Source organism: Rhodoferax sp. ZS1R25, assembly GCF_056521335.1.
The window spans coordinates 76,378-100,682 of the sequence record NZ_JBWMAZ010000004.1 but is presented as its reverse complement, the minus strand read 5'-3'; the positions used below and the strand labels follow the sequence as shown (position 1 = coordinate 100,682).

The 24,305-nt window shown below is 64.4% G+C and carries 23 protein-coding genes; 19 read left to right on the top strand and 4 right to left on the bottom strand.

Features of this window, described 5'->3' with window-relative positions; translation table 11 throughout:
• The first annotated feature begins 49 nt into the window (after positions 1-49).
• From AC097R_RS20030 to AC097R_RS19995, 8 genes are all read left to right on the top strand, one after another.
• Positions 50-412, top strand: coding sequence for a DUF2946 family protein (locus AC097R_RS20030; protein WP_479599992.1), 363 nt, complete (start codon positions 50-52; stop codon positions 410-412).
• Positions 413-513: 101 nt separating this feature from the next.
• Positions 514-1,065 (top strand): YcnI family copper-binding membrane protein, encoded by a 552-nt coding sequence (locus AC097R_RS20025; protein WP_479599991.1) that lies wholly within the window; start codon positions 514-516, stop codon positions 1,063-1,065.
• A 29-nt stretch (positions 1,066-1,094) separates the two neighbouring features.
• Positions 1,095-1,553, top strand: a complete 459-nt coding sequence (locus AC097R_RS20020; RefSeq protein WP_479599990.1) for a copper chaperone PCu(A)C — start codon at positions 1,095-1,097, stop codon at positions 1,551-1,553.
• 85 nt (positions 1,554-1,638) lie between these two features.
• Positions 1,639-2,298: a PhaM family polyhydroxyalkanoate granule multifunctional regulatory protein gene (locus AC097R_RS20015; protein ID WP_479599989.1), complete on the top strand. Its 660-nt coding sequence runs from the start codon at positions 1,639-1,641 to the stop codon at positions 2,296-2,298.
• 30 nt (positions 2,299-2,328) lie between these two features.
• Positions 2,329-3,603: an FIST signal transduction protein gene (locus AC097R_RS20010; protein ID WP_479599988.1), complete on the top strand. Its 1,275-nt coding sequence runs from the start codon at positions 2,329-2,331 to the stop codon at positions 3,601-3,603.
• Between the two features lie 46 nt (positions 3,604-3,649).
• Positions 3,650-5,197 (top strand): methyl-accepting chemotaxis protein, encoded by a 1,548-nt coding sequence (locus AC097R_RS20005; RefSeq protein WP_479599987.1) that lies wholly within the window; start codon positions 3,650-3,652, stop codon positions 5,195-5,197.
• 295 nt (positions 5,198-5,492) lie between these two features.
• On the top strand, positions 5,493-7,301 hold the full coding sequence (locus tag AC097R_RS20000) for a methyl-accepting chemotaxis protein (protein ID WP_479599986.1): 1,809 nt from the start codon (positions 5,493-5,495) through the stop codon (positions 7,299-7,301).
• 98 nt (positions 7,302-7,399) lie between these two features.
• On the top strand, positions 7,400-9,043 hold the full coding sequence (locus tag AC097R_RS19995) for a methyl-accepting chemotaxis protein (protein ID WP_479599985.1): 1,644 nt from the start codon (positions 7,400-7,402) through the stop codon (positions 9,041-9,043).
• Positions 9,044-9,055: 12 nt separating this feature from the next.
• Here the strand turns inward: AC097R_RS19995 and tgt are convergent, their stop codons facing one another.
• From tgt to queA, 3 genes are all read right to left on the bottom strand, one after another.
• Positions 9,056-10,291 (bottom strand): tRNA guanosine(34) transglycosylase Tgt, encoded by a 1,236-nt coding sequence (gene tgt / locus AC097R_RS19990; RefSeq protein ID WP_479599984.1) that lies wholly within the window; start codon positions 10,289-10,291, stop codon positions 9,056-9,058.
• 84 nt (positions 10,292-10,375) lie between these two features.
• On the bottom strand, positions 10,376-10,912 hold the full coding sequence (locus AC097R_RS19985; RefSeq protein ID WP_479599983.1) for a fatty acid desaturase CarF family protein: 537 nt from the start codon (positions 10,910-10,912) through the stop codon (positions 10,376-10,378).
• Positions 10,913-11,050: 138 nt separating this feature from the next.
• Positions 11,051-12,133: a tRNA preQ1(34) S-adenosylmethionine ribosyltransferase-isomerase QueA gene (gene queA / locus AC097R_RS19980; RefSeq protein WP_479599982.1), complete on the bottom strand. Its 1,083-nt coding sequence runs from the start codon at positions 12,131-12,133 to the stop codon at positions 11,051-11,053.
• A gap of 58 nt (positions 12,134-12,191) precedes the next feature.
• On the opposite strand from queA, the gene recG reads away from it, so the two are divergent.
• The 7 genes from recG (at position 12,192) to ubiA (ending at position 19,562) form a co-directional block, all read left to right on the top strand.
• The gene (gene recG, locus AC097R_RS19975) at positions 12,192-14,339 is read left to right on the top strand and encodes an ATP-dependent DNA helicase RecG (protein WP_479599981.1); all 2,148 of its coding nucleotides are present in this window, start codon (positions 12,192-12,194) and stop codon (positions 14,337-14,339) included.
• 130 nt (positions 14,340-14,469) lie between these two features.
• Positions 14,470-14,958 (top strand): SRPBCC family protein, encoded by a 489-nt coding sequence (locus tag AC097R_RS19970; protein ID WP_479599980.1) that lies wholly within the window; start codon positions 14,470-14,472, stop codon positions 14,956-14,958.
• Positions 14,955-15,947, top strand: a complete 993-nt coding sequence (locus AC097R_RS19965) for a hypothetical protein (RefSeq protein ID WP_479599979.1) — start codon at positions 14,955-14,957, stop codon at positions 15,945-15,947. The genes AC097R_RS19970 and AC097R_RS19965 overlap by 4 nt, the downstream gene beginning before the upstream one ends.
• A gap of 4 nt (positions 15,948-15,951) precedes the next feature.
• Positions 15,952-16,758, top strand: coding sequence for a substrate-binding periplasmic protein (locus AC097R_RS19960; protein WP_479599978.1), 807 nt, complete (start codon positions 15,952-15,954; stop codon positions 16,756-16,758).
• A 7-nt stretch (positions 16,759-16,765) separates the two neighbouring features.
• Positions 16,766-17,662 carry a DMT family transporter gene (locus AC097R_RS19955; protein ID WP_479599977.1) on the top strand — a complete coding sequence of 299 codons (897 nt, stop codon included), beginning with the start codon at positions 16,766-16,768 and terminating at the stop codon, positions 17,660-17,662.
• Positions 17,663-17,666: 4 nt separating this feature from the next.
• On the top strand, positions 17,667-18,623 hold the full coding sequence (locus AC097R_RS19950; protein WP_479599976.1) for a LysR substrate-binding domain-containing protein: 957 nt from the start codon (positions 17,667-17,669) through the stop codon (positions 18,621-18,623).
• 69 nt (positions 18,624-18,692) lie between these two features.
• Positions 18,693-19,562 (top strand): 4-hydroxybenzoate octaprenyltransferase, encoded by an 870-nt coding sequence (gene ubiA, locus AC097R_RS19945; RefSeq protein WP_479599975.1) that lies wholly within the window; start codon positions 18,693-18,695, stop codon positions 19,560-19,562.
• Between the two features lie 68 nt (positions 19,563-19,630).
• On the opposite strand, the gene AC097R_RS19940 is transcribed toward ubiA, so the two are convergent.
• A complete protein-coding gene (locus AC097R_RS19940) occupies positions 19,631-19,954 on the bottom strand; it encodes a PsiF family protein (RefSeq protein WP_479599974.1) in 324 nt (107 codons plus the stop codon).
• Between the two features lie 135 nt (positions 19,955-20,089).
• Between AC097R_RS19940 and argS the strand changes: the two genes are divergently transcribed.
• The 4 genes from argS (at position 20,090) to AC097R_RS19920 (ending at position 24,267) form a co-directional block, all read left to right on the top strand.
• A complete protein-coding gene (gene argS / locus AC097R_RS19935; RefSeq protein ID WP_479599973.1) occupies positions 20,090-21,775 on the top strand; it encodes an arginine--tRNA ligase in 1,686 nt (561 codons plus the stop codon).
• Positions 21,776-21,855: 80 nt separating this feature from the next.
• Positions 21,856-22,533 (top strand): SPOR domain-containing protein, encoded by a 678-nt coding sequence (locus AC097R_RS19930; RefSeq protein WP_479599972.1) that lies wholly within the window; start codon positions 21,856-21,858, stop codon positions 22,531-22,533.
• 64 nt (positions 22,534-22,597) lie between these two features.
• Complete coding sequence (locus AC097R_RS19925; RefSeq protein WP_479599971.1) at positions 22,598-23,251, top strand: thiol:disulfide interchange protein DsbA/DsbL; 654 nt, start codon at positions 22,598-22,600, stop codon at positions 23,249-23,251.
• Positions 23,252-23,334: 83 nt separating this feature from the next.
• Positions 23,335-24,267: an exopolyphosphatase gene (locus AC097R_RS19920; protein ID WP_479599970.1), complete on the top strand. Its 933-nt coding sequence runs from the start codon at positions 23,335-23,337 to the stop codon at positions 24,265-24,267.
• The last annotated feature ends 38 nt before the right edge of the window (positions 24,268-24,305 follow it).

Here is a 24,305-nt window from a genome sequence, read left to right as displayed (position 1 = left end):
CGGCGAAGAATAGCAGTGTCGCGCACCGCCGTCGGCGATAATTGTGCCCATGCCTGCCCTGCAAACCCTGCGCGAAACCCGCACCCTCGTCCGTTGGATGCTGGTGTGGTTCGCCTTGTCGCTGGGCGTGGCCGTGGCCTCGCCGGTGGTCAACCCGCAGGCACTGACCTTGGTGTGCTCCGCCGCTGGCGTGGTGCAGCTCAAGGCCGGCACCGATGGCGATGCGCCCCAGCCCATGGGCCACACGCTGGACTGCGTGCTTTGCATGGTGGCTGGTGCGCCGCCCGCGGCCCCCGTGGTGGTTCAACCGCCTGCCGCCCTGGCCCATGTGCTGCGCAGCGCCCTGGCACAGCGCCCTGTAGGCGCCATCGTGGCGGCCGCCGCCGCACGCGGCCCGCCTGCGCTGGCCTGACCTTCCCCCCCATCCTTCTCTTTTTTGCGAAGTGCCGTCCGCTGGGCGGTGGTTCGCCCGCGTGGGCCCGCCATCGGGCTGCGTATCTCAGGTATGCTTTTATGATTTCAAAATTTGCTATTCAATTTGTAGCTGCTTGCGCAGCGTTGACGGGGGCTGGCGCCTCTTTTGGACATGTAACCCTGCAAGACCCGGCCGCTGCCGCCGGTGCCGGCTACCGCGCGGTGCTGCAGGTGGGCCACGGCTGTGCCGGCTCGGCCACCACCGCCATCCAGGTCACCATTCCCGCCGGCTTCAATGCGGCGCAACCGATGGTGAAAGCCGGTTGGGCTGTGTCCACCAAGGTCGGCCCGCTGGCCCAGCCCTATGAGATGCACGGCACCCGCTACACCGAAGGCGTGCAGGAAATCACCTGGACCGCCAAGGGCGCTGAGAACGCCTTGCCCAGCGCGCTGTACGACGAGTTTGTGCTGCGCGGCACCACACCACGCAAGCCCGGCACGCTGTGGTTCAAGGTGGTGCAGCTGTGTGAGGTGGGCCGCAACGAGTGGGTAGAGATCCCCGCTGCCGGCCAGGACGCCCACAGCCTGAAGTCCCCCGCCGCTGCACTGGACGTGCTGGACGTGCAGGCCGCAGGCGGCCACGCCCACTGATCCGGCCCCATCAACCAACGGAGTCCCCCATGAAATCCTTGAAACTTGTGATTGCCACCGTGCTGGCTGCCACCGTATCCGCCCCGCTGTGGGCCCAGACCGTGGACGTCAGCGGCGCCTGGGCGCGCGCCACCGTGCAGGGCCAGAAGGCCAGCGGCGCCTTTATGCAGCTCACCGCCAAAGACGGCACCCGCCTGGTGGCCGTCACCAGTCCGGTGGCTGGCGTGGCCGAGGTGCATGAGATGAAGATGGAGGGCGATGTGATGACGATGCGCGCCGTCCAGGGCGGCCTGGAGCTGCCTGCGGGCAAACCCGTGGCGCTGAGCCCCAGCGGCTACCACGTGATGCTGATGGACCTGAAGCTGCCCTTGCGCAAGGACACCACCATTCCGCTGACGCTGGTGTTCAAGGACGCCAAGGGCGTGGAGAGCAAAAAGGAGCTGCAGGTGCCCGTGGCCACAACCGCGCCAACGCAGGGCAAACCCTGAGGCTGTAACTCGCTTGTGGCCGCGGCCTGTGCATTGGGTGTAAGCTGTACGCAGTGGCCTGGTTCACAGGCCCATTGGAGCAACCATGAGCGATGCAGACACCTCCGGTTTTGGCAAATTTGTCCCGGGTTTTGACTTCTTGCAGAACCTGGCCAAAGGCGCCGCCACCAACATTCCGCAAATGCCCAACCTGGCCAACTGGGTGGCGCCTACGCTGAATGTGGAAGAGCTGGACAAACGCATCGAAGAGCTCAAAAACGTGCACTTCTGGCTGGAGCAAAACTCCCGCGCCCTGGGTGCCACCATCCAGGCGCTCGAAGTGCAAAAGATGACCCTGGCCACGCTCAAGGGCATGAACTTCAATATCGGCGACGTGGCCAACGCGCTCAAGCTCAAGGCCGCCGACTCGGTGGCCAGCAGCGTGCAGCGTGTGACCGAAAAAGCAGCCTCCACCGCCAAGACCCTGTCTGACGTGGCCGGCACCACCAAGTCCACCAAGGCGGGTAGCGCTACCGGGCTGGTAGACCCGCTGCAGCTGTGGGGGTCGCTGACCCAGCAGTTCCAGAACATTGCCGCCAGCGCCATGAAAGAGGCCACCACCAAAACCGCGGTGGACATGACCAAGAACATGGCCACTGGCCTGGCCAAGGAGGCGCTGAAGTCCGCCACCGCCGCGGGCAAAAAGGCCGTGGGCAAGCGGCCCGCAGCGCGCAAAACTACCGCCCGCAAGACCACGGGCCGCTGAGCGCCCAGCCCGTCGTCCAGGCGCAGGCGCATGTCCCTGTTTCCGTACGCCCACGCAACCCATCCCCAGTGGCCCATGGCCGCGGCTCTGGTGTTGGCCCAGCTGCGCGCGCAGATGACGCTGCCAGGCTACGCCACCGCGCCCAGCCTGGCTCTGCTCTACATCACCGACCACTACGCGCCCCATGCCCAGGACATTCTGGAGCACCTGAGCGGCGAGCTGCCGCTGGTCACCGACTGGTCGGGCACCGTGGGCATTGGCATTGCGTCGAACAACGTGGAGTACTTTGACGAACCTGCCCTGGCTGTGATGCTGCTGGAGCTGCCCAGCCACCAGTACCGGGTGTTCTCGGGCATTGCGCCGCTGGGGCTGGGCTTTGAGGCCCATACCGCGCTGGTGCATGCCGATGGCGACACGCCCGACCTGGCCGAGCTGATCGACGAGATGGCCCGGCGCACCGACAGCGGCTACCTGTTCGGCGGCCTCTCTAGCAGCCGCAGCCAGAGCGTGCAATTTGCCGTGGCGGCCGATGGCAACCTGAGCGGACATGGCGCCGCCAGTGGCGTGTTCACGGGGGGCTTGAGCGGCGTGGCGTTTGGCGAGGGCGTGGACCTGGTGTCGCGCGTCACCCAAGGCTGCAAGCCTGTGTCGCCCACCCATGTGGTCACCGAGGCGGCCCACAACGTGGTGGTGGCGCTGGATGGTGAACCCGCGCTGGACGTGATGCTGCGCGACCTTGGGGTGTCGCTGGAGCGGCCCCAGGAGGCGCTGGAGGTGGTGCGTGCCACGCTGGTAGGCCTGGTGCAGCCGCAGGAGGGCGCCGCCCACGATGCGGCCATGGTGCGCCAGACCGGTAACTTTGGCAGTGACGTGGTCGTGCGCCACATCATTGGCCTGGACCCCGGCCGCCGCGGTATTGCCGTGGCCGACCAGGTGCAGGTGGGGGCGCAGCTGGCGTTTTGCCAACGCAACATGCAGGCCGCCAAAGCGGACCTCATGCGCATTTGCGCCGAAGTGCGCGAAGAATTGGAGCCGCAAGAGCAGACGCTGGAAGTGGCCACCGCCCTGCAACAAAGCGAGCTGGAGGCCGCGCCCCATCCGGCGCGCCGCATTGCCGGGGCGCTGTATGTGAGCTGCTCGGGCCGCGGAGGCCCGCACTTTGGCGGACCCAGCGCGGAGATGCAGATCGTGCGCCGCGCGCTGGGTGATGTGCCGCTGGTGGGGTTTTTTGCCGGTGGCGAGATTGGCCATCGCCATGTGTTTGGCTACACCGGCGTGCTGACGGTGTTCACCGCGCCGGGGTAAGGGCCCAAGATTTTGCCGGTTGGAATAATAAAGAGGAGAGAGCTGGATGGGGAATTTGAAAATTGCCACCCGCCTGTATGGCGGGTTTGGTGCGTTGACCGCGGTGTTGCTGGCCATTGCGGTGCTGGCCCTCATGCAGATGGCCGCGATCAATGCCAGCTCCAGAGAGATTGCCAACACCTGGCTGCCCGGCGTGGAAAGCGCCAACAAGATCAACACGGCGGTGGCGAATTTCCGCATCTTCGAAATGCAGCACGTGACCAATCCGAGCGAGGCGGGGATGGCCGAGGTCGAAAAATCCCTGATCACAGCCCAAGCCAGGCTGGACGAGGCGCGCAAGGTCTACGAGGCGCGGACCAGCTCCGACGAAGAACGGGCGCTGTACCAGAGCTTTGGCGAGGGCTGGCAACAGTACATGAAGCTGCATGAGCAGTTGTTTGAAGCCTCCAAGCGCAACAGCAAGGCCATCGCCCGCACCATCCTGGAAGGCGAATCCAAAAAGCAATACAACCAAGCCAGTGAAACGCTGGACAAGATCGTCCTGCTGAACCACAACGGTTCCGACGAGTCGGCCAAGTCGGCCGCCTCGGCCTATGTCTCTGCGCGCGGCATCATGGTGGGGGCGGTGGTCTTGGCGCTGCTGCTGGCGGGCCTGGGGGCCGCCCTGATTACCCGTTCCATCACCCGTCCGCTGGGGGGCGCCCTGGCGGTGGCCCAGCAAGTGGCCGCGGGAGACCTGTCAGGGCATGTCGAGGTGGGCTCCACGGATGAGCTGGGCCAACTGCTGCAGGCCATGCAAACCATGCAGGAGAGCTTGGTGAATGTGGTGAGCAGTGTGCGCGGAGGTTCGGAGTCGGTGTCCAACGCCAGCGCGGAGATTGCGCAGGGCAACCACGACCTGAGTGCGCGCACTGAAAGCCAGGCCAGCGCGCTGGAAGAAACCGCGGCCAGCATGGAAGAGCTGAACTCTGCCGTTCAACAAAATGCCGACAGCGCGCGCCAAGCCAACCAACTGGCCCACAGCGCCAGCACGGTGGCCATACATGGGGGAGAAGTTGTTGGTCAAGTGGTGGAGACCATGAAGGGCATCAACGATGCATCCCGAAAGATCAGCGACATCATCGGCGTGATCGACGGCATCGCCTTCCAGACCAATATCCTGGCGCTGAATGCGGCCGTGGAAGCGGCCCGGGCGGGCGAGCAAGGTCGCGGCTTTGCGGTGGTCGCCAGCGAGGTGCGCAGCCTGGCCGGGCGCAGTGCCGAAGCGGCCAAGGAAATCAAAATCCTGATCAATGCAAGTGTGGAGCGCGTCGAGCAGGGCAGCAGCTTGGTCGACAAAGCGGGCGCCACGATGACCGAGGTGGTCAGCAGCATCAAACGCGTGACCGACATCATGGGCGAGATCAGCGCCGCCAGCAATGAGCAAAGCGCCGGTGTGGCCCAGGTGGGCGAGGCCATCACCCAGATGGACCAAACGACCCAGCAGAACGCGGCGCTGGTGGAAGAAATGGCCGCCGCCGCCAGCAGCCTGAAAAGCCAAGCGCAAGACTTGGTGCAGGTGGTGGCGGTGTTCAAACTCACGCCCCAGCCGTAGTACCTGAATAAATAAAGTCCCCTGGGTTGGGCTTTGTTGGGTAGTATTTTGTAGTGCTCGAAAAATAGCATGTGATCACCTCCTGCGGCAACGAAGCCGGTGGGTTGACAAAGGGAATCCGTGCGGAGAACAACAGCGATCACGTCGCTTGGATGCCAAACATTTGGCAGGGACCGTACATCTTCAAAACCGCAGGGCCAGGGCCTTCCTGGAAGCACTGTGGAATCCGTCGTTGGGGGCATTTAGCCCAGCCAGTGGGATGCAAGAGCACTGTCAATCAAGGGAGAGAATCACCATGGATAGTCAAGCCAAATCCGGTTTCAGCCTTTCAACCATCAAGGCGCGCCTCATCTTCAGCTATTTGATACTGGCACTCGCCGTCGTGCTGGTGTCGGTGATGGCCATTCGCAACCTGGCCAGCGCGCAGGCAAACTTTGAACACCAGGTCAGCGTGGTTGAGAAAGAGGATGCGTTGCTGGTCACACTCTTCGACGCCGTCAACGCGCGGGCCGTCGCTGCCCGCAACATCGTGCTGCTGGACGATGCCGCACAAATCGCCATCGAAAAGAAAAGCATTGATGTGGCCTTTGAGCGCATCAACAGCGCCATGAAAATGCTGAAGTCCATGCTGGCCAGTGGTGATGCGAATACGGCAGGGCTGCTGCGCAAGGTCGAAGAGATTGACAAGATCGAGACCAAATACGCCCCGGTGGCTACTGAAATTGTGAAGAAGGCACTCGCTGGCGACCGTGAGGGTGCATCCAAGCAGATCGCCTCCGACTGCCGTCCGCTGCTCATGGCGCTGGTGTCCGCGGTCGAGGTGGCCAAGAAAGAGATCCGCGATATCAGCGAGCACGATGTGGCTGACTCGCTGGCGCAAAACCAAAGCCTGCGCGTGCAGATGTTTCTGGCGATTGCGGTGGCCATTGTGGTGGCCGCCGTGCTGGCCGCGGTGATGACGAAGAAGATCACGCGTCCCCTCTCCCAGGCCGTCACGATCGCAGAGACGGTGGCTTCGGGTGACCTGACCTCGCGCATTGACACCCGCAGCAGTGACGAAACCGGTCAGCTGTTTCGCGCCCTGCGCACCATGCAGGATGGCTTGGTGAAGGTGGTGAGCAGCGTGCGCATTGGCTCCGAGTCCGTTTCCACCGCCAGTTCTGAAATCGCCCAGGGCAACCACGACCTGAGCGCGCGCACCGAGCAGCAGGCCAGCGCGCTGGAAGAAACCGCGGCCAGCATGGAGCAACTCAACTCCGCCGTGAAACAAAACGCTGACAACGCACGCCAGGCTAATCAGTTGGCCCAAAGCGCCAGCTCTGTGGCGGTGCAGGGCGGTGAAGTCGTGGGCCAGGTGGTGGAAACCATGAAAGGCATCAACGACGCATCGCGCAAGATCAGCGACATCATCAGCGTCATCGATGGCATTGCGTTCCAGACCAACATCCTGGCGCTGAACGCGGCGGTTGAAGCGGCAAGGGCCGGCGAACAGGGCCGTGGTTTTGCGGTGGTGGCGTCGGAAGTGCGCAGCCTGGCTGGCCGCAGTGCCGAGGCCGCCAAGGAAATCAAAATCTTGATCAATGCCAGCGTAGAACGGGTCGAACAGGGCACCACGCTGGTGGACAAGGCCGGCGCCACCATGACCGAAGTGGTCACCAGCATCCGCCGCGTGACTGACATCATGGGTGAGATCAGCGCCGCCAGCAACGAGCAGAGCGATGGGGTGGCGCAGGTAGGCGAGGCCATTACCCAGATGGACCACACCACGCAGCAAAACGCCGCGTTGGTGGAGCAGATGGCCGCGGCCGCCAGCAGTCTCAAGAGCCAGGCCGGCGACCTGGTGCAGACCGTGGCTGTGTTCCGCCTCGCGGCCGACCAGGGCGCCCCCCATGCGGCCTTGCCCAGCCCGGTGAAAGCGCCGCAGCTGTCCAAGCCCGCAGCGGCTGCGCCGGTCAAGGCGATTGCACGGCCTGCGGCCCCCAAGCCCGCTGCAGCACCCAAGGCCGCAGCGGCGGGCAAAAACCTGGTGATGGCGACCATTGCCCCCAAAGCCAGCGCCCGCCTGGTGCCCGCCGGTGGGGACGAGGACTGGGAGACTTTTTAAGCGGAAAAGGCCTCTGGCCCCCATCGATATTGCGCAATATGCTCCTAATTAAGGAGCAGATTGGCAGGTGTGAAGTTGATGATTTGTAGGAGAAGAGAATGAGCTTCAATCGGATGTCCGTTGCCGCACGCCTAACATGGGCCTTTGGCGTGGTACTGGTGGTGATGCTGTTGTCGGCCGGGTTCACGCTGCACAAGCTCGGCGCTATTCAGGACAACCTGGAAGATATGCAGCTGGACAACAACGTCAAGATCCGCCTGAGCAACGAGATGTCGCAGGCCGTGCACATGGTGGTGCGGGCGGTGCGCAATCAGATGTTGCTCTCCGATCCCGCTGCCCGTGCGGTGGAGGGGGAAAAGATCGTCAAGGCCCGCCAAGCGTATGACGATGCCTGGAATGCCTTGCAAAAAATGCCGGCCAACGCGGAAGGCAATCGCATACGCGCCAACATCGAAGCGGCCCGGGTGGCTTCCCGCCCCATGAACGACCGGGTGGCGGCCTTGAACGCCGAGGGGAAAACGCCCGAGGCGATCGAGTTGCTGTTCAAGGAGGCCAACCCGCTCACAATCAAATGGCAGGAGGCGCTGGAAGAAAACAGTGCGCTGCAGCAGGCCGCCAACCGCGACCAGTTTGAGGCGGCCGAGGCCGACTACCTGCACACCCGCAACACGCTGATTGGCGTGAATCTGCTGTGCGTGGTGCTGGCGGTGGTTTTAGGGTGGCGGGTCACGCGGTCCATCACATCGCAGCTGGGCACTGAGCCTGCCACCGCCGCCAGCCTGGCCCAAAGCGTGGCCCAGGGGGACTTGACCGTGCACATCGCCCTCAAGCCGGGCGACGGCAGCAGCATGATGGCGCAGCTGCAAAGCATGCGCGACAGCCTGGCACTGGTGGTCAGCAAAGTACGCAGCGGCTCCGAATCTGTGTCCACTGCCAGTGCCGCGATTGCCCAGGGCAACCACGACCTGAGCGCGCGCACCGAGCAACAGGCCAGCGCGTTGGAAGAAACCGCGGCCAGCATGGAGCAACTCAACTCCGCGGTGAAACAAAACGCCGACAACGCCCGCCAGGCCAATCAGTTGGCCCAAAGCGCCAGCTCTGTGGCGGTGCAGGGCGGTGAAGTCGTGGGCCAGGTGGTGGAAACCATGAAAGGCATCAACGACGCATCGCGCAAGATCAGCGACATCATCAGCGTGATCGATGGCATCGCGTTCCAGACCAACATTCTGGCGCTGAACGCCGCGGTGGAGGCCGCCCGGGCCGGTGAGCAGGGGCGAGGCTTTGCGGTGGTCGCCAGCGAGGTTCGTTCGCTGGCAGGACGCTCGGCAGAGGCCGCCAAGGAAATCAAGCACCTCATCAGCACCAGCGTGCAGCGGGTGCAGCAGGGCACCCACCTGGTGGACAAGGCCGGTGCCACCATGAGCGAAGTGGTCAGCAGCATCAAGCGCGTGACCGACATCATGGGCGAGATTGCAGCTGCCAGCCACCAGCAGAGTGCGGGCGTGTCCCAGGTGGGCGAGGCCGTGACCCAAATGGACCACACCACGCAGCAAAATGCCGCTTTGGTGGAGCAAATGGCCGCGGCCGCCAGTAGCCTCAAGAGCCAGGCCGGCGATCTGGTGGAGGTGGTGGCGGTGTTCCGCTTGGCGGGAGATACGGGCACTCAGCCCGCGTCCCGTGCGCTTGCTCCGGGAAAGCCCAAGCCCCAACTGGGCTTGGCGCTCAAGCCACGGCTGGCCTGAGCGAGAAACGGCTTACACGCCGCGTGCGCGGTCGGCGTGGAACTGCTGGATGAAGGCGCCAAAGCGGCCCGCGTCCAGTGCGTCACGGATTTCTTGCATCAGGTTCAGGTAGTAGTGCAGGTTGTGCACACTGGCCAGCATGGGGCCCAGCATCTCGCCGCAGCGGTCCAGGTGGTGCAGGTAGGCGCGGCTAAAGCCTTCGCGCCCGCCATCGGCCCAAGCAACACCACCGGTGCCTGCGCAGGCATAGCAGGTGCAGGTCACGTCCAGCGGCTGTTCGTCGCTCTTGTGGCGGGCGTTGCGGATCTTCAGGTCGCCATAGCGGGAAAACAGTGTCCCGTTGCGCGCGTTGCGCGTGGGCATCACGCAGTCAAACATGTCGATGCCGTTTTGCACACCGGCAATCAGGTCTTCCGGTGTGCCCACGCCCATCAGGTAGTGCGGCTTGTGCTTGGGCAACTTGGGGCCGATGTGCTTGAGCACGCGCATCATGTCTTCCTTGGGCTCGCCGACCGACAGACCGCCGACGGCGATGCCAGGGAAGTCCAACGCTTCCAGACCGGCCAGCGATTCGTCGCGCAGGTGCTCGAACATGCCGCCCTGCACGATGCCGAACAGCGCGTTCGGGTTGTTCAGGCGCGCAAATTCATCTTGGCAACGCTTGGCCCAGCGCAGAGAGAGCTCCATGGAGCTGCGCGCTTCGCTCTCGGTGGTGACCTGGCCCTTGGTTTTGGTCTCTACCGACAAATACGGTGTGCATTCGTCAAACTGCATCACGATGTCGGAGTTCAGCGTGGTCTGGATCTGCATGCTGATCTCGGGCGTAAGGAACAGCTTGTCGCCGTTCACCGGAGACGCGAACTTCACACCTTCTTCGCTGATCTTGCGCATCTCGCCCAAAGACCAGACCTGAAAACCACCCGAATCGGTCAGGATGGGTTTGTCCCATTTCTCGAACTGGTGCAGGCCACCAAATTTTTCCACCACGTCCAGGCCCGGGCGCATCCACAGGTGGAAGGTGTTGCCAAGGATGATCTGGCCCTTCATGTCCTTCAGGCTCTGGGGTGTGACGCCTTTGACGGTGCCGTAGGTGCCCACGGGCATGAAGATGGGGGTTTCGACCACGCCATGGTTCAGCGTCAGGCGGCCCCGGCGGGCGTGGCTGCCCAGGTAGGCGCCGTCGGCGGTGGCGGGGTCGTCCTTCAGCAGGTCGAATTTCAGGCGGGGCAGGGCAGAGGTGGCAGTCATGGCGCGTGGTTCAGAGAGGCAAAGCGAGACCGGGTATTGTCCCCGAACCCGCACCGAACCCGTAGCGAACCCGATCTGAGTGGATCAGGCCAGCCGCCGCACGCCCGTGGCGTGCTGGATGAGCCACTCCAGCCGCCTCCAAAAGCGCAGGGTTTCCAGCACCGGATTCAGCACATTGGTGACCACGCAGTAGTCCGAGTCCCGGTTACCGCTGTGGTGGCGGCCATGGGCGCGTGGTGTTTGCAGGATGCCCCATTGCTGCAGGGTGTGGACCAGCGCGCCTTTCTCCTGCCGGTTCTGGTGGGTCCACTTGTGCAGCTGGTTGGCATTGGCCGTGAGCAGGGCAAACACCCAGACGCCGGCATTCAGGCAATCCAGCCCCCAGGCCAGGGCCAGCACCAGGCCCGAAAGCAGCACCAGATCCCACGAGCTTTGCCACCAGGTCTTGGCTAGAAAGGCGCGCGGTTTGTGGTGGTGCAGGCGGTTGTCCTTGGCCACGCGTGCCAGCCATTTGCCCAGTAGTGGCATGTCGGCGTGCACATAGGCATCCTCAAACCAATGCACCAGGCCCGACACCAGATCCGCCACCATGACACCCACCACCACTTGCAACACCCACATACATCGCTCCTGGTCAGGGCGACGGCCCCGACAACGAAGGCGAGTGTCGAAAACTAAGCGTTAAATGCGGTCAATTGCCTGTCAAGTATCGCTATGCGATACCTTGGGCGGTGGGGCTTGGTGCTGGCAGCCCGGGTTTCAGGCCGCGCGCTGCAGCAGCATGGCATCGCCATAGCTGAAAAAGCGGTAGCCGCGGGCAATGGCTTCTCGGTAGAGACCCATGATGTGGTCGTAGCCCGCAAAGGCACTCACCAGCATCATCAGGCTGCTCTTGGGCAGGTGGAAGTTGGTCACCAGCACGTCAATGAGCTGGAACTCAAAGCCCGGGGTGATGAAGATGGTGGTGTCGCCGCTGGCTTGGCCTGTCTTGGCCCAGCTCTCCAACGTGCGCACGGTGGTGGTGCCCACGGCCACCACACGGCCGCCACGGGCCTTGCAGGCGGCTATCGCGGCCTGGGTCTCGGCGGGCACGTTGTACCACTCGCTGTGCATGTGGTGCTCGGCCAGGTTCTCGGTCTTCACGGGCTGGAAGGTGCCCGCGCCCACATGCAGCGTCACATGCGCGCGTTGCACGCCCATGGCGTCCAGCTGTGCAAACAAGGCCTCATCAAAGTGCAGCGCGGCCGTGGGCGCGGCCACGGCGCCGGGGTTTTTCGCAAACACAGTCTGGTAGCGCTGCACGTCTTCGGGTGAGTCCGAGTGCGTGATGTAGGGGGGCAGTGGCACATGGCCGTGGCGCTCCATCAGCGTGTAGGGGTCATCGCCCCGGTCGTTGCTCAGCACAAAGCGGTAGATGGGGCCATCCACATTGGGCCAGCGGCCCAGCAGCGTGGCACTCAAACCGTCTTCATGGCCGGGTGCGCAGGTCATCTTGATGGTGGCGCCCACCTCGGGCTTTTTGCTCACCCGCATGTGGGCCGCCACCTGGTTGCCGCCCAGCACGCGCTCGATCAGCAGTTCGACCTTGCCCCCCGTGGACTTCTCGCCAAACAGGCGGGCGTTGATGACCTTGGTGTCGTTGAACACCAGCAGGTCACCCGCTTTCAACAGGCTGGGCAACTCACGGAAGATGCGGTCTACCGACGCAGCGCCCGTGCCGTCCAGCAGGCGCGAGCCCGAGCGCTCCGCCGCGGGGTGCTGGGCAATCAGGGCTTCGGGGAGTTCGAAATCAAAGTCGCTCAAGGCGAAGGCACGCTCGGTGCCAGGGAAGAAAGCTTGCATGGTGCTTGAGGGCCGGACGGGCCCGTTCCAAGGGAAAAAGACAGGGCAGAATTGTCCCATGCCCAAGAAACCCGCCCCCCACACCGATGACGCCGCCAAGGAAGGCGCGGCGGGCGGGGCCGGGGACACCAAATCCCCCGCGCAAAAGGCGCTGGAGAAACTGGGCCTCAAGCGTGACATCGACCTGGCGCTGCACCTGCCGCTGCGCTACGAGGACGAGACCCGCATCGTCAAGCTGACAGAGGTGCGCGACGGGCAGCAGGCGCAGATCGAGGCGGTGGTGACGCACCAGGAGGTGACGTTTCGCCCGCGCCGCCAGCTCATCGTGACGGTGGACGACGGTTCGGACACCTGCATGCTGCGGTTTTTCAGCTTCTATGGCTCGCAGCAAAAGGCGCTGGCCGTGGGCAACCGCATTCGCGTGCGGGGTGAGGTCAAAGGCGGCTTCATGGGTCGCACCATGTTGCACCCCAGCTTTCGGGCGGCTGGTGGCGAGCTGCCTACCGCGCTCACGCCCATCTACCCCACGGTGGCGGGGCTGCCCCAGCCCTACCTGCGCAAGGCGGTGCTCTCGGGCCTGGCGCGGTCGGACTTGTCGGACACCTTTGCGCCCGGTGATCTCGAGGTCTTGCACCAGGGAATCGGCCACCAGCCCTTATGGACACTGCGCCAGGCGCTACACTTTTTGCACCACCCCACGCCGGATGTGTCACTGGACACGCTGCAGGACCACAGCCATCCGGCCTGGCAGCGCCTGAAAGCCGAGGAGCTGCTGGCCCAGCAGCTGAGCCAGCTGCAAAGCCGCCGCGAGCGCGCCGCCCTGCGGGCGCCCATGCTGCAGGCGGTGCTGGGCGGCACGCTGCATGCGCGCCTGTTGGCCACCCTGCCGTTTGGCCTGACCGGCGCGCAGCAGCGGGTGGGGGCCGAGATCGCGCACGACATGGCACGCCACATCCCCATGCACCGCCTGCTGCAGGGCGATGTGGGCGCGGGCAAGACCGTGGTGGCCGCGCTGGCCGCCACCACCTGCATCGACGCGGGCTGGCAGTGCGCGCTGATGGCGCCCACCGAGATATTGGCGGAGCAACACTTTCGCAAACTGCTGGGTTGGCTGGAGCCGCTGGGCATCACCACCGCCTGGCTCACTGGCACGCAAAAGACCAAGGAGCGCCGCGCCATGTTGGCCTTGATCGAGAGCGGCGAGGCCCAGCTGGTGGTGGGTACGCACGCCATCATCCAGGAGAAGGTGAAGTTCAAGAACCTGGCCCTGGCCATCATCGACGAGCAGCACCGCTTCGGCGTGGCGCAACGCCTGGCGCTGCGCAACAAGCTGCAGCACGACACCATGGAGCCGCACATGCTGATGATGACGGCCACGCCCATCCCGCGCACCCTGGCCATGAGCTACTACGCCGACCTGGATGTGTCCACGCTGGACGAGCTGCCCCCCGGGCGCACGCCCATCGTCACCAAGGTGGTGAGTGACCATCGGCGCGACGAAGTGGTAGAGCGCATCCGCGGCCAGATCGCCCAAGGCCGGCAGGTGTACTGGGTGTGCCCGCTGATCGAAGAGAGCGAGGCGCTGGACCTGACCAATGCCACGCAAACCCATGCCGACCTGGCCGAGGCGCTGCAGGGCGCCACACGGGCCGACGGCCAGCCCGTGCTGATTGGCCTGCTGCACTCGCGCATGCACGTGGATGACAAAAAGGCCGTGATGGGGGCCTTCACCGCCGGGCTGATGTCGGTGCTGGTCAGCACCACGGTGATTGAGGTGGGCGTGGACGTGCCCAATGCCTCACTGATGGTGATCGAACATGCCGAGCGCTTTGGCCTCTCCCAGCTGCACCAGCTGCGCGGGCGCGTGGGGCGCGGTGCGGCGGCGTCGGCCTGTGTGCTGCTGTACTCAACGGGCGACGCGCCGCGCCTGGGCGAGGCGGCGCGCGAACGCCTGCGCGCCATGGCGGAGACCAACGACGGCTTTGAGATCGCGCGGCGCGACCTGGAGATCCGCGGGCCCGGAGAATTTTTGGGCGCCCGACAGAGCGGCGAGGCCATGCTGCGCTTTGCCGACCTGGCGCAGGACACGGCGCTGCTGGAATGGGCCCGCGCCGAGGCTCCCATGCTGCTGGACCGCTACCCCCACCTGGCCCACAAGCATGTGGCGCGCTGGCTGGGTGGCAAGGCGGAGTACCTCAAGGCCTGATATTCTGGGTCAGGGCTATCCCGGTGGCAGGCACGACGTTTTGTAAGCAAAATGGAGTCCAGCCCCCGTCCCCATTGCGCCGGTAGCTCCTGAAATAATAGCGAACAGTCGTTGTCCAGAAAGTCCCTTCATGCCTTCCACTGCCATTCCTGCGTTCAATCCCGAGCTTGATCTGTTGCTGGAGCGTGTGGTGCCCATTGCCCCCGCGCTGGTCTGGGCCGCCTGGACCCAGCCCGAACATGTGGTGCACTGGTTCACCCCTGCCCCCTGGCAAACGGTGGACTGTGAGATTGACCTGCGTCCCGGTGGCATCTTCCGCACCACCATGCGCTCTCCCGAAGGCCTGGACAACGACCACACCGGTTGCTACCTGGAGGTGGTGGAGCACCAGCGCCTGGTCTGGACCGACGCCCTGGGCCCGGGCTACCGCCCGGCCAACAACCCCTTTGTCACCGCCAGCATCACCCTGCAGGCCGAGGGCAGCGGTACCCGTTACACCGCCCTGGTGCAGCACAAAGATGTGGCTACGCGCCAGCAGCACGAGACCATGGGCTTCGCCCACGGCTGGAGCACCGCGCTGGACCAGCTGGTCGCCTACATGCAGGGGCTGCGCGCATGAGCGAACCCTGGCAATGGATCATCTGGCTGGTGGGCGCCGCCGCCGTCATGGTGGGGGGGCTGTATGGCTACCTGGAGTACCAGGCCTCCTTGCTGAAAACCCGCACCACTGCCATTCCCGGTGGTCTGCGTTTCAGCGCCCATGGCTTCAGTGTGGAGGTGCACCGTGGCGCCCAGCAGGTGGTGGTGCAAACCGACCGCGGGCGCTATGTGCACCAGTCGCTGGAAGGGGGCGAGGAGCAGGAGCAGGACGGCAGCCTGACGGTGACCTTGCCCGCGCCGGGTTTGCGCATCGAGGTGTCGCGCGCCATGCGCAAGTTGCCCGACCAGGAAGAGGCCCAACCCACCGGGCTGTGCACCATCGAGTTCCACGCCTCTGACGAAATGGCTTTCACGGCGCAGGGCAAGGCGGGTGGCGAGCGCTCGGCGCTGCGCATGGACCATGTGCACGAAAAAATCGCCATGGGCTTCAACCAGTTTGCTGGCCAGGTACGCATGTGGGTAGAAAAGCTGGAGAAAAACCTGGCGCACCAGGCCCAGCTGGCGCAGCAGAAGCTGGACGCCGAGGCGGCCGACATCGCGCGCGCCGCCCGTGCCCAAAAGGCCGCGGCGCAGGGCCCGATGAACGAGATGGAGCCCGCAGACCAGATCGCGCAGTGGCGCCAGACCGCTGGCTTCAGCGGCACCAGTGAAGTGGGCTACACGGCCGACGGCAAGATTGACTGGTTCATTGACCTCGATACGCGCGGCCGCATCACCTTGTATGCGAACAAGCTGGTGATCCACACCAACCTGCTGGGGGCCAAGGTGACGGCGCTGGGCGCCGAGCTGGAGATCGGTGTGCGCGACGAATACTGGTCGGAGGCCGAGCCCGAGCTGCAGGTGTTCCGTCTGTTCAAGGGCGCGCATTCCGATGTGCGCCGGGCCTGGAAAGAGCGCATCGAGATTTTGTGCGACAAGCTGCGCAGCGGTGAAATTTCGGTACGCTGAGCGCATGCAGACGTTTGCCCTGCGGTCTGCGCTGCTGGCGGTTACGCTGGCGCTGCTGGGTATGGGTGCGCAAGCTGCGCCGTGCCAAAAATCGGTGCGCTGGTACGACGACGTGCCGTACTCCTACCGCGCGGCCGATGGCCAACTGGCCGGCCTCAACATTGACCTGGTGCGCGAGGCGCTGAGCCGCCTGGGCTGTGAGGCACGCTTTGTGGAGCTGCCCTGGGCCCGTGCGCTGGTGGAGCTGGAAGCCGGGCGGCTGGACATTCTGCCGGGCGCCCTGAAAACGGCAGAGCGCGAGCGCTTTGCCTATTTCTCGCGGCCCGTGACCCGGTCGCCCAACGTGCTGTTTATCAGCAAGGCTGCGGCCGGCAAGTACCGCATTCAGCGCCTGGCGGACGTCATCGACACCGACTTTCGGCTTGGCGTGCAGCTGGGCGTGGTGTATGGCCCGGAGTACAAAGCCTTGCTGGACAACCCATGGTTCAAGGCGCGCCTGAACCCGATTACGCTGCGCCGCAATGCCTGGAACATGATCGAGCTGGGCCGTCTGGATGGGCTGATTGCCGACGAGACCACGGGCCTGGTCGAACTGCAGCAGCTGGGCCTGACCCAGACCATGGTGAAGACCAAGGTGGTGACCTCCGCAGAGCCCGCCCTGATCGCGATTGGCAGGGCCTCCAACACCGCCGAGTTCGCAGAGTCCTTTGACAAGGCCCTGGCCAGCATGCTGTCGGACGGCAGCTTCAAGGCCATCCGCGAGCGACATGTGCCGTGTTCCGCATCGGCAGACCAGATCGGCTGTCGTTAGGGCAGGCATGGGTTTCAGGTTACGTGCGCGCTGGCTGGCGCTGGCCGGCAATACGCGGGGTGTGTTGCTGGTGGTACTGGCGATGGCCTGCTGGGCCGTGCTGGACGCTTGCAACAAGCGGCTGATGGCCCAGGGCATTGCGCCCAAACAGGTGCTGTTTTTGCAAGCGACCATCGTGCTGGCCATGCTGGCGCCCGTGGTGGCGTGGACGCGCGGGCGCATCATCGCCACGCGCCAGCCGCGCATCCACCTGCTGCGTGCGGTGTTCATCGTTACCTCGGCCTGGTGTGCCGCCTACGCGGTGTCGCACCTGCCCCTGGCCGAAGCCAGTGCCTACCTGATGACGGGCTCGCTCTTCATGCTGCCCATGGGCGTGTGGTTCTTGCGCGAGCGGCCGCACTGGCTGCGCTGGAGCGGTGTGGTGGTGGGCTTTGGCGGGGTGCTGGTCATTCTGCAACCCGGGGCGGAGGCGTTTCACCCGGCCGCCCTGGTGGCGCTGTTGGGCGCCCTCATGGAGTCCATGCTGGGCGTGGTGCTCAAGAAGTATTCAGGCCAGGAGCACCCGATTGCCGTGCTGACCTGGAGCCAGGTGGCCTGCTGGCTCACGTTTGGTGTGTTCTCCGGGTTCAGCCTGCCCAGCGTGCCCGTGGCGCTGTGGCCGCTGCTGCCGGTGGTGGGCGTGGCGGCGGCGGGCATTTACCTGAGTTACTTTTTTGCCTACCGCGCGGGCGATGCCTCGGCGGTGGAGGCGGGCAGCTTCTCGCTGCTGTTGTTCAGCCCCACGCTGGGCTGGCTGCTGTTTGCCGAGGCGCCGGATGTGGCCTTTTGGCTGGGCGCGGGCCTCTTGGTGTGTGGGATTGCGCTGGTGATTGTGGAGCCCACGGGCCGGGTGGGAGGACAATAGCGCCATGACCCTGACCGAACTCAAATACATCGTGGCCGTGGCGCGCGAGCGGCACTTTGGCAAGGCGGCCGAGGCTTGCTACGTCTCGCAGCCCACGCTGTCGGTGGCGGTGAAGAAGCTGGAAGAAGAGCTGGACGTCAAACTTTTCGAGCGCAGCGCCAACGAAGTCACGGTGACACCCCTGGGCGAAGAGATCGTGCGCCAGGCGCAGGCCGTGCTGGAGCAGGCCGCCAACATCAAGGACATTGCCAAGCGCGGCAAGGACCCGCTGGCAGGGCCCTTGAAGCTGGGCGTGATCTACACCATTGCCCCCTACCTGCTGCCGGACCTAGTGCGCCAGGTCATCACCCACAGCCCGCAAATGCCGTTGGTGCTGCAGGAGAACTTCACCGTCAAGCTGCTGGAAATGCTGCGCACCGGCGAGATCGACTGCGCCATCCTGGCCGAGCCGTTCCCCGACACGGGCTTGGCGCTGGCGCCGCTGTACGACGAACCCTTTTTTGCCGCTGTGCCCACCAGCCATGCGCTGGCCAAGCAGGACAGCGTGACCACCGAAGAGCTCAAGAGCGAGACCATGCTGCTCCTGGGCAATGGCCATTGCTTCCGCGACCACGTGCTGGAGGTGTGCCCCGAGTTCGCGCGCTTCTCCAGCGACGCCGAGGGCATCCGCAAGAGTTTTGAAGGCTCGTCGCTGGAGACCATCAAGCACATGGTGGCTGCGGGCATGGGCATCACGCTGGTGCCGCGCCTCTCCGTGCCCAAGGACGCGTTCGAGACCAAGAAGCGCCGTGGCGATGAGCCCTTTGTGAAGTACTTGCCGGTGCAAGATGGCAAGCTGCCCCCGCCCACGCGCCGCGTGGTGCTGGCGTGGCGGCGCAGCTTCACGCGCTACGAGGCCATCGCCGCGCTGCGCAATGCAGTCTATGGCTGCGCACTGCCCGGTGTCACGCGGCTGTCCTGATTTTTGAGCCAAATAGGCCACTAGCCCCGTATTCATTGCGCAAGCAGCTCCTTTATTTATAGCAATTCTGTGCCTTCTGTTGTCTCTACTAAGCTCTCGCGCTACCTCGATCTGATCCGCTGGAACCGCCCCGCAGGCTGGCTGCTGCTGCTGTGGCCCACGCTCAGTGCGCTGTGGCTGGCGGCCGACGGTTTCCCTGGCTGGCACCTCATCGTGGTGTTCACGCTGGGCACCATCCTCATGCGCAGCGCGGGCTGCTGCATCAACGACGTGGCCGACCGTGAGTTCGACAAACACGTCAAACGCACGGCCCAGCGTCCGGTCACCAGCGGGCGCATCTCCGCGCGTGAGGCGCTGCTGGTCGGTGCCGTGTTGGCGCTGGCCGCGTTTGGCCTGGTGCTGACGACGAATGCGGTCACTATTGCCTGGTCATTTGCCGCCCTGGCCGTGGCGCTGGTCTACCCCTATGCCAAGCGCTATGTCTCCATGCCGCAGGCGGTGCTGGGCGTGGCCTTCAGTTTCGGCATTCCCATGGCCTTCGCCGCCATGCTTGGGGCCGTGCCCTGGCAGGCCTGGGCGCTGCTGGTGGGCAATCTGTTTTGGGTGCTGGCCTACGACACCGAATACGCCATGGTGGACCGCGACGACGATCTCAAAATCGGCATGAAAACCTCGGCCATCACGCTGGGGCGCTGGGACGTGCCGGCGGTGCTGACGTTTTATGTCGTCTACCTGGCCCTGTGGTCCTGGCTGGTGCAGCCTGCGCTGATGCGCCCCTGGGCCTGGTGGCTGGGCGTGGCCGTGGCTGGTGGCCAGGTGGTGTGGCACGGTACGCTGATTGCCGACCGCGGGCGTGACGGTTGCTTCAAGGCCTTTCGCCTGAATCACTGGGTCGGCTTTGCGGTGTTTGTGGGCCTGGTGTTGGCCATCGGGGCGTAAAAAAGCCCGCGCGGGCAAGCCGGGCGGGCTTTGGGGGCCACCGCGCTAGCGGGGCCCGGCTAGGCTGCTTACTTGGCGCTCAGGCACTCTTTCATGAACTTCTTGCGGTCATCGCCTTTGAGGGCCTTGGTCTTGGCGTCGGCATTGCAGGTCTTCATCTTGGATTGCTGGGCCGTTGCGCCATCCGCTGCGGGGGCGGCTTCTGCCTTGGCACTCAGGCAACTCTTCATGAAGGCTTTGCGCTCATCGCCTGCAAGGGCCTTGGTCTTGGCATCGGCGTTGCAGGTCTTCATCTTGTTTTGCTGCGCGGTAGGTGCCTTTGCGTCAGCGGCGTGTGCGCCACCAACCGCCAATGCCAAACCCAGAGCCATGAGGGAGATCAGTTGTTTCATCAGTCGTCCAATCAAAAAGAGGGCAGCCAGGCTGCCGTTGCAGAAAAACCCCACCGGTTGAAAGCTTATAACGAAAAGATGTCAGCGCCGTTGACCGCGGGCCAGAGTTTCGGGCACGCCCCGTAAAATCGGACCATGCTCACCGTCAAACACGAACTCCTGCAGGCGCTGGCCGCCTGCCTGGACACCCTCTCCCCCGGCGCAGGTGCCAAAGCCGCCTTCGAATCCCCCAAAGTGGCCGCCCATGGCGACCTGGCCACCACGGCCGCCATGCAACTGGCCAAGCCTTTGAAGCTCAACCCGCGCCAATTGGCCGAGCAACTGCGTGATGCCCTGCTGGCCCACCCCGCCTATGTGGCCTGGGTGGACGCGGTGGAAATCGCCGGCCCCGGCTTCATCAACATCCGCCTGAAGCCCGCCGCCAAGCAGGAAATCGTGCGCGAAGTGCTGGGCCAGGCGGATCAGTTCGGTACGCAAAAATCTAACGGCCAGCGCGTGCTGGTCGAGTTTGTGTCGGCCAACCCCACGGGTCCGCTGCACGTGGGCCACGGCCGCCAGGCCGCGTTGGGCGACGCCATCTGCAACCTGCTGGAAACCCAGGGCTGGGATGTGTACCGCGAGTTTTATTACAACGACGCGGGTGTGCAGATCGGCACGCTGGCCAGCAGCACGCACCTGCGCGCCCAAGGCTTCAAGCCCGGTGACGAGCAGTGGCCCAGCGGCGAGAAGGCTGCGGCCTACAACGGCGACTACATCGCCGACATTGCGGCCGACTTCCTGGCGGGCAAGACCGTCAAGTCCGACGACCGCGAGTTCACCGCCAGCGGCGATATCAACGACCTGGACGGCATGCGCCAGTTCGCCGTGGCCTACCTGCGCCACGAGCAAGACCTGGACCTGCAAGCCTTTGCGGTGAAGTTTGACAACTACTACCTGGAAAGCAGCCTCTACACCAGCGGCCGCGTGGACGACGCCGTGAAGCGCTTGCAGGCCGCGGGCAAGACCTATGAACTGGACGGCGCGCTGTGGCTCAAGTCCACCGAATATGGCGACGACAAGGACCGCGTCATGCGCAAGCAGGACGGTACCTACACCTACTTTGTGCCCGACGTGGCCTACCACATCGCCAAGTGGGAGCGAGGCTTCACCAAGGTGGTGAACATCCAGGGCACCGACCACCACGGCACCATCGCGCGCGTGCGCGCCGGCCTGCAGGCGGCGGGCGTGGGCATTCCCCAGGGCTACCCCGACTACGTGCTGCACACCATGGTGCGCGTGGTCAAGGGCGGTGAAGAGGTCAAGATCAGCAAGCGCGCGGGCAGCTATGTGACGCTGCGCGATTTGATCGAGTGGACCAGCAAGGACGCCGTGCGTTTCTTCCTGCTCTCGCGCAAGCCCGACACCGAATACACGTTTGACGTGGACCTGGCTGTGGCCAAGAACAACGACAACCCGGTCTACTACGTGCAGTACGCGCATGCGCGCATCTGCTCGGTGCTGGCGACCTGGGGTGGCGACGTGAGCAGCTTGAAGAGCGTGGACCTGTCGGCGCTGCAAAGCCCGCAGGCCCAGGCCCTGATGCTCCTGCTGGCCAAGTACCCCGAGATGCTGACCGCAGCGGCCGCCGACGAGGCGCCGCACGATGTGACCTTCTACCTGCGTGAACTGGCCGCCAGCTACCACAGCTACTACGATGCCGAGCGCATCCTGGTGGATGACGAAGCGGTGAAGCTGGCGCGCCTGGCGCTGGTCGCGGCGACGGCGCAGGTGTTGCACAATGGCCTGGCTGTGCTGGGCGTGAGTGCCCCGCAAAAAATGTGAGGTCTGGGGGTCAGACCACTTGCGTAGCAGGTGCTCTGACCCCCACGAATTAAGACTGATTAAGAGAGAGAAAGCAGCGCATGAAGTTTGAACGTGGCGGAACCATTGTGGGTTTCATTGTGGGCGTGGTGGTGGGCCTGGGGGCTGCATTGGCGGTGGCGGTGTACGTCACCAAGGTGCCCGTGCCGTTCATGAACAAGAGCCAGAGCCGCAGCGCCGACCAGGACGCAGCCGAAGCCCAGAAGAACAAGAACTGGGACCCCAACGCGCTGCTTTACGGCAAGAACCCGGCCCCCGCCGTGCCCACGGCCACGGCACCGGCGTCTGCCGCGTCCGGCGCCAAAACGGCTGCCAAGCCTGACGCAAAGACTGACCCCAAGGCGGAAGCCAAAACCGACCCCAAGGCAGACGCCAAGACCGCCGTCAAACCGGATGCCAAGGGCGAGTTGAAGCCTGCCGTGTCGGCCGATCCGCTGGGTGACTTGGCCAAGGCCAAGGCAGGTGCCGCCACCGAAGGCGACGCGTTCTCCTACTTTGTACAAGTGGGCGCCTTCCGCACGGCCGAAGACGCCGAGGCCCATCGCGCCAAGCTGTCGCTGAGCGGCATCGAGACCAAGATTTCCGAACGCGAACAGTCGGGCCGCCCGGTGTTCCGCGTGCGCGTGGGACCGTTTGACAAAAAGGACGATGCCGACAAGGCCAAAGACAAGCTGGACAAGAGCGGTCTGGAAACCGCCCTGGTGCGCGTGCAGCGCTAGGCCGCGCTGGAACTTTTTTCCACCCCCTCCACTCACATCCGAGCACTTTGGAGCTTTTGAACCCATGAAACGTCGCGAATTTACCCAAGCCGCTACAGGCGCCGCCTTTGCATCCTCCGCCCTGTGGGCCAGCAGCGCCCAGGCCCAGGCCAAAGGCCCGCAGCCCGGCACCGATTACCAGCCCGTGGACCCCCGTGCCCCGGTGGAAGCACCCGCCGGCAAGATCGAGGTTGTTGAGTTCTTCTGGTACAGCTGCCCGCACTGCAATGCGTTCGAGCCCACGCTGCAAGCCTGGATCCCCAAGCTGCCTAAAGACGTGTCCTTCCGCCGCGTGCCCGTGGCCTTCCAGGACAGCTTTGTGCCCCAGCAGCGCCTGTACTACGCGCTGGAAGCCATGGGCCTGGTGGAGAAGCTGCACGCCAAGGTGTTTGCCGCCATCCACGCCGAGAAGCAAAACCTCAGCGGTGGCGATGCCATCGTCGAATGGGTGGCCAAGCAGGGCGTGGACAAGGCCAAGTTTGTTGAGCAGTACGGCTCGTTCAGCGTGGCCACCAAGGCCACCAAGGCCGCCCAGCTGCAAAACGCCTACAAGGTGGAAGGCGTGCCTGCCCTGGGCGTGGCCGGCCGTTACTACACCGATGGCTCCATTGCCGGCAACATGCAGCGCGCGTTGCAGATCGTGGACGCATTGATCGTCCAGGCGCGCACCGCCCGCTAAAAACACGCCTCTGCGCAGGCCGCAGAGGTATTCCACAGGGCTAGAATGATTTGTCATTCAACCCCTTTGTGGAGAGTCTTCCCATGGCACATCAGAAGTACCGGCTGGTCACCCGCAGTGATTTTGATGGGCTGGTGTGCGCCGTCCTGCTCAACGAGCTGGACCTGATCGACGACATCAAGTTCGTCCACCCCAAAGACATGCAGGACGGCAAGGTGGAGGTGTCCGATCGGGACATCACCACCAATCTGCCGTACGTGCCCGGCGTGCACCTGGCCTTTGACCACCACGAGTCCGAGACGGTGCGCAACACTGGCGAGCGCCCCAACCACATCATCCTGCCCGACGCCGACTCGGCCGCGCGCGTGGTGTTTGACCACTACGGTGGTGCCAACCGCTTCCCGGCGCGCTTCCACGACATGATGGAAGCCGTGGACAAGGGGGACTCGGCCCGCTTCAGCCACGACGAAATCATGACTCCCACCGGCTGGGTGCTGCTGAATTACCTGATGGATTCGCGCACCGGCCTGGGCCGCTTCCGCGAGTTCCGCGTCAGCAACTACCAGCTGATGATGGATTTGATCCAGTACTGCCGCCACCATGGCATTGACGAAATCCTGCAGCTGCCCGACGTGGTGGAGCGTGTGGACCTGTACTTTGAGCATGCGGCCAAGGCCAAGGAGCAACTGCTGCGCTGCTCCACCGTGCATGGCAACCTGTTGGTGCTGGACCTGCGCAATGAGGACACCATCTTTGCGGTGAACCGTTTCATGGTCTACGCGCTGTTCCCGCAGACCAATATCTCCATCCACGTGCTATGGGGCCTGCAGAAGCAAAACACTGTGTTTGCCACGGGCAAGTCCATCACCAACCGCAGCTCGAAGACCAATATTGGCGACCTGATGCTGAGCTACGGCGGGGGCGGCCATGCCAATGCGGGTACCTGCCAGGTGGAGAACGACCGCGCTGCAGACGTGTTGCAGGTGCTCATCACCAAAATTAACGCCGACGGCTGAGTCGGCCAAGGCGCGAAATGCGCAAAGCGCTCGGTACA

Bases quoted from the DNA above. Each gene is read 5' to 3' on its own strand.
- AC097R_RS19930 (WP_479599972.1), top strand. From the start codon at position 21,856: ATGAAGTTTGAACGTGGCGGAACCATTGTGGGTTTCATTGTGGGCGTG.
- tgt (WP_479599984.1), bottom strand. From the start codon at position 10,291: ATGACTGCCACCTCTGCCCTGCCCCGCCTGAAATTCGACCTGCTGAAG.
- AC097R_RS19950 (WP_479599976.1), top strand. From the start codon at position 17,667: ATGACCCTGACCGAACTCAAATACATCGTGGCCGTGGCGCGCGAGCGG.
- recG (WP_479599981.1), top strand. From the start codon at position 12,192: ATGCCCAAGAAACCCGCCCCCCACACCGATGACGCCGCCAAGGAAGGC.
- AC097R_RS19970 (WP_479599980.1), top strand. From the start codon at position 14,470: ATGCCTTCCACTGCCATTCCTGCGTTCAATCCCGAGCTTGATCTGTTG.
- AC097R_RS20025 (WP_479599991.1), top strand. From the start codon at position 514: ATGATTTCAAAATTTGCTATTCAATTTGTAGCTGCTTGCGCAGCGTTG.
- AC097R_RS19995 (WP_479599985.1), top strand. From the start codon at position 7,400: ATGAGCTTCAATCGGATGTCCGTTGCCGCACGCCTAACATGGGCCTTT.
- AC097R_RS19925 (WP_479599971.1), top strand. From the start codon at position 22,598: ATGAAACGTCGCGAATTTACCCAAGCCGCTACAGGCGCCGCCTTTGCA.
- AC097R_RS19955 (WP_479599977.1), top strand. From the start codon at position 16,766: ATGGGTTTCAGGTTACGTGCGCGCTGGCTGGCGCTGGCCGGCAATACG.
- argS (WP_479599973.1), top strand. From the start codon at position 20,090: ATGCTCACCGTCAAACACGAACTCCTGCAGGCGCTGGCCGCCTGCCTG.
- AC097R_RS20000 (WP_479599986.1), top strand. From the start codon at position 5,493: ATGGATAGTCAAGCCAAATCCGGTTTCAGCCTTTCAACCATCAAGGCG.
- AC097R_RS20010 (WP_479599988.1), top strand. From the start codon at position 2,329: ATGTCCCTGTTTCCGTACGCCCACGCAACCCATCCCCAGTGGCCCATG.
- queA (WP_479599982.1), bottom strand. From the start codon at position 12,133: ATGCAAGCTTTCTTCCCTGGCACCGAGCGTGCCTTCGCCTTGAGCGAC.
- AC097R_RS19960 (WP_479599978.1), top strand. From the start codon at position 15,952: ATGCAGACGTTTGCCCTGCGGTCTGCGCTGCTGGCGGTTACGCTGGCG.
- AC097R_RS19965 (WP_479599979.1), top strand. From the start codon at position 14,955: ATGAGCGAACCCTGGCAATGGATCATCTGGCTGGTGGGCGCCGCCGCC.
- AC097R_RS19920 (WP_479599970.1), top strand. From the start codon at position 23,335: ATGGCACATCAGAAGTACCGGCTGGTCACCCGCAGTGATTTTGATGGG.
- AC097R_RS20030 (WP_479599992.1), top strand. From the start codon at position 50: ATGCCTGCCCTGCAAACCCTGCGCGAAACCCGCACCCTCGTCCGTTGG.
- AC097R_RS19940 (WP_479599974.1), bottom strand. From the start codon at position 19,954: ATGAAACAACTGATCTCCCTCATGGCTCTGGGTTTGGCATTGGCGGTT.
- AC097R_RS20015 (WP_479599989.1), top strand. From the start codon at position 1,639: ATGAGCGATGCAGACACCTCCGGTTTTGGCAAATTTGTCCCGGGTTTT.
- AC097R_RS20020 (WP_479599990.1), top strand. From the start codon at position 1,095: ATGAAATCCTTGAAACTTGTGATTGCCACCGTGCTGGCTGCCACCGTA.
- AC097R_RS19985 (WP_479599983.1), bottom strand. From the start codon at position 10,912: ATGTGGGTGTTGCAAGTGGTGGTGGGTGTCATGGTGGCGGATCTGGTG.
- AC097R_RS20005 (WP_479599987.1), top strand. From the start codon at position 3,650: ATGGGGAATTTGAAAATTGCCACCCGCCTGTATGGCGGGTTTGGTGCG.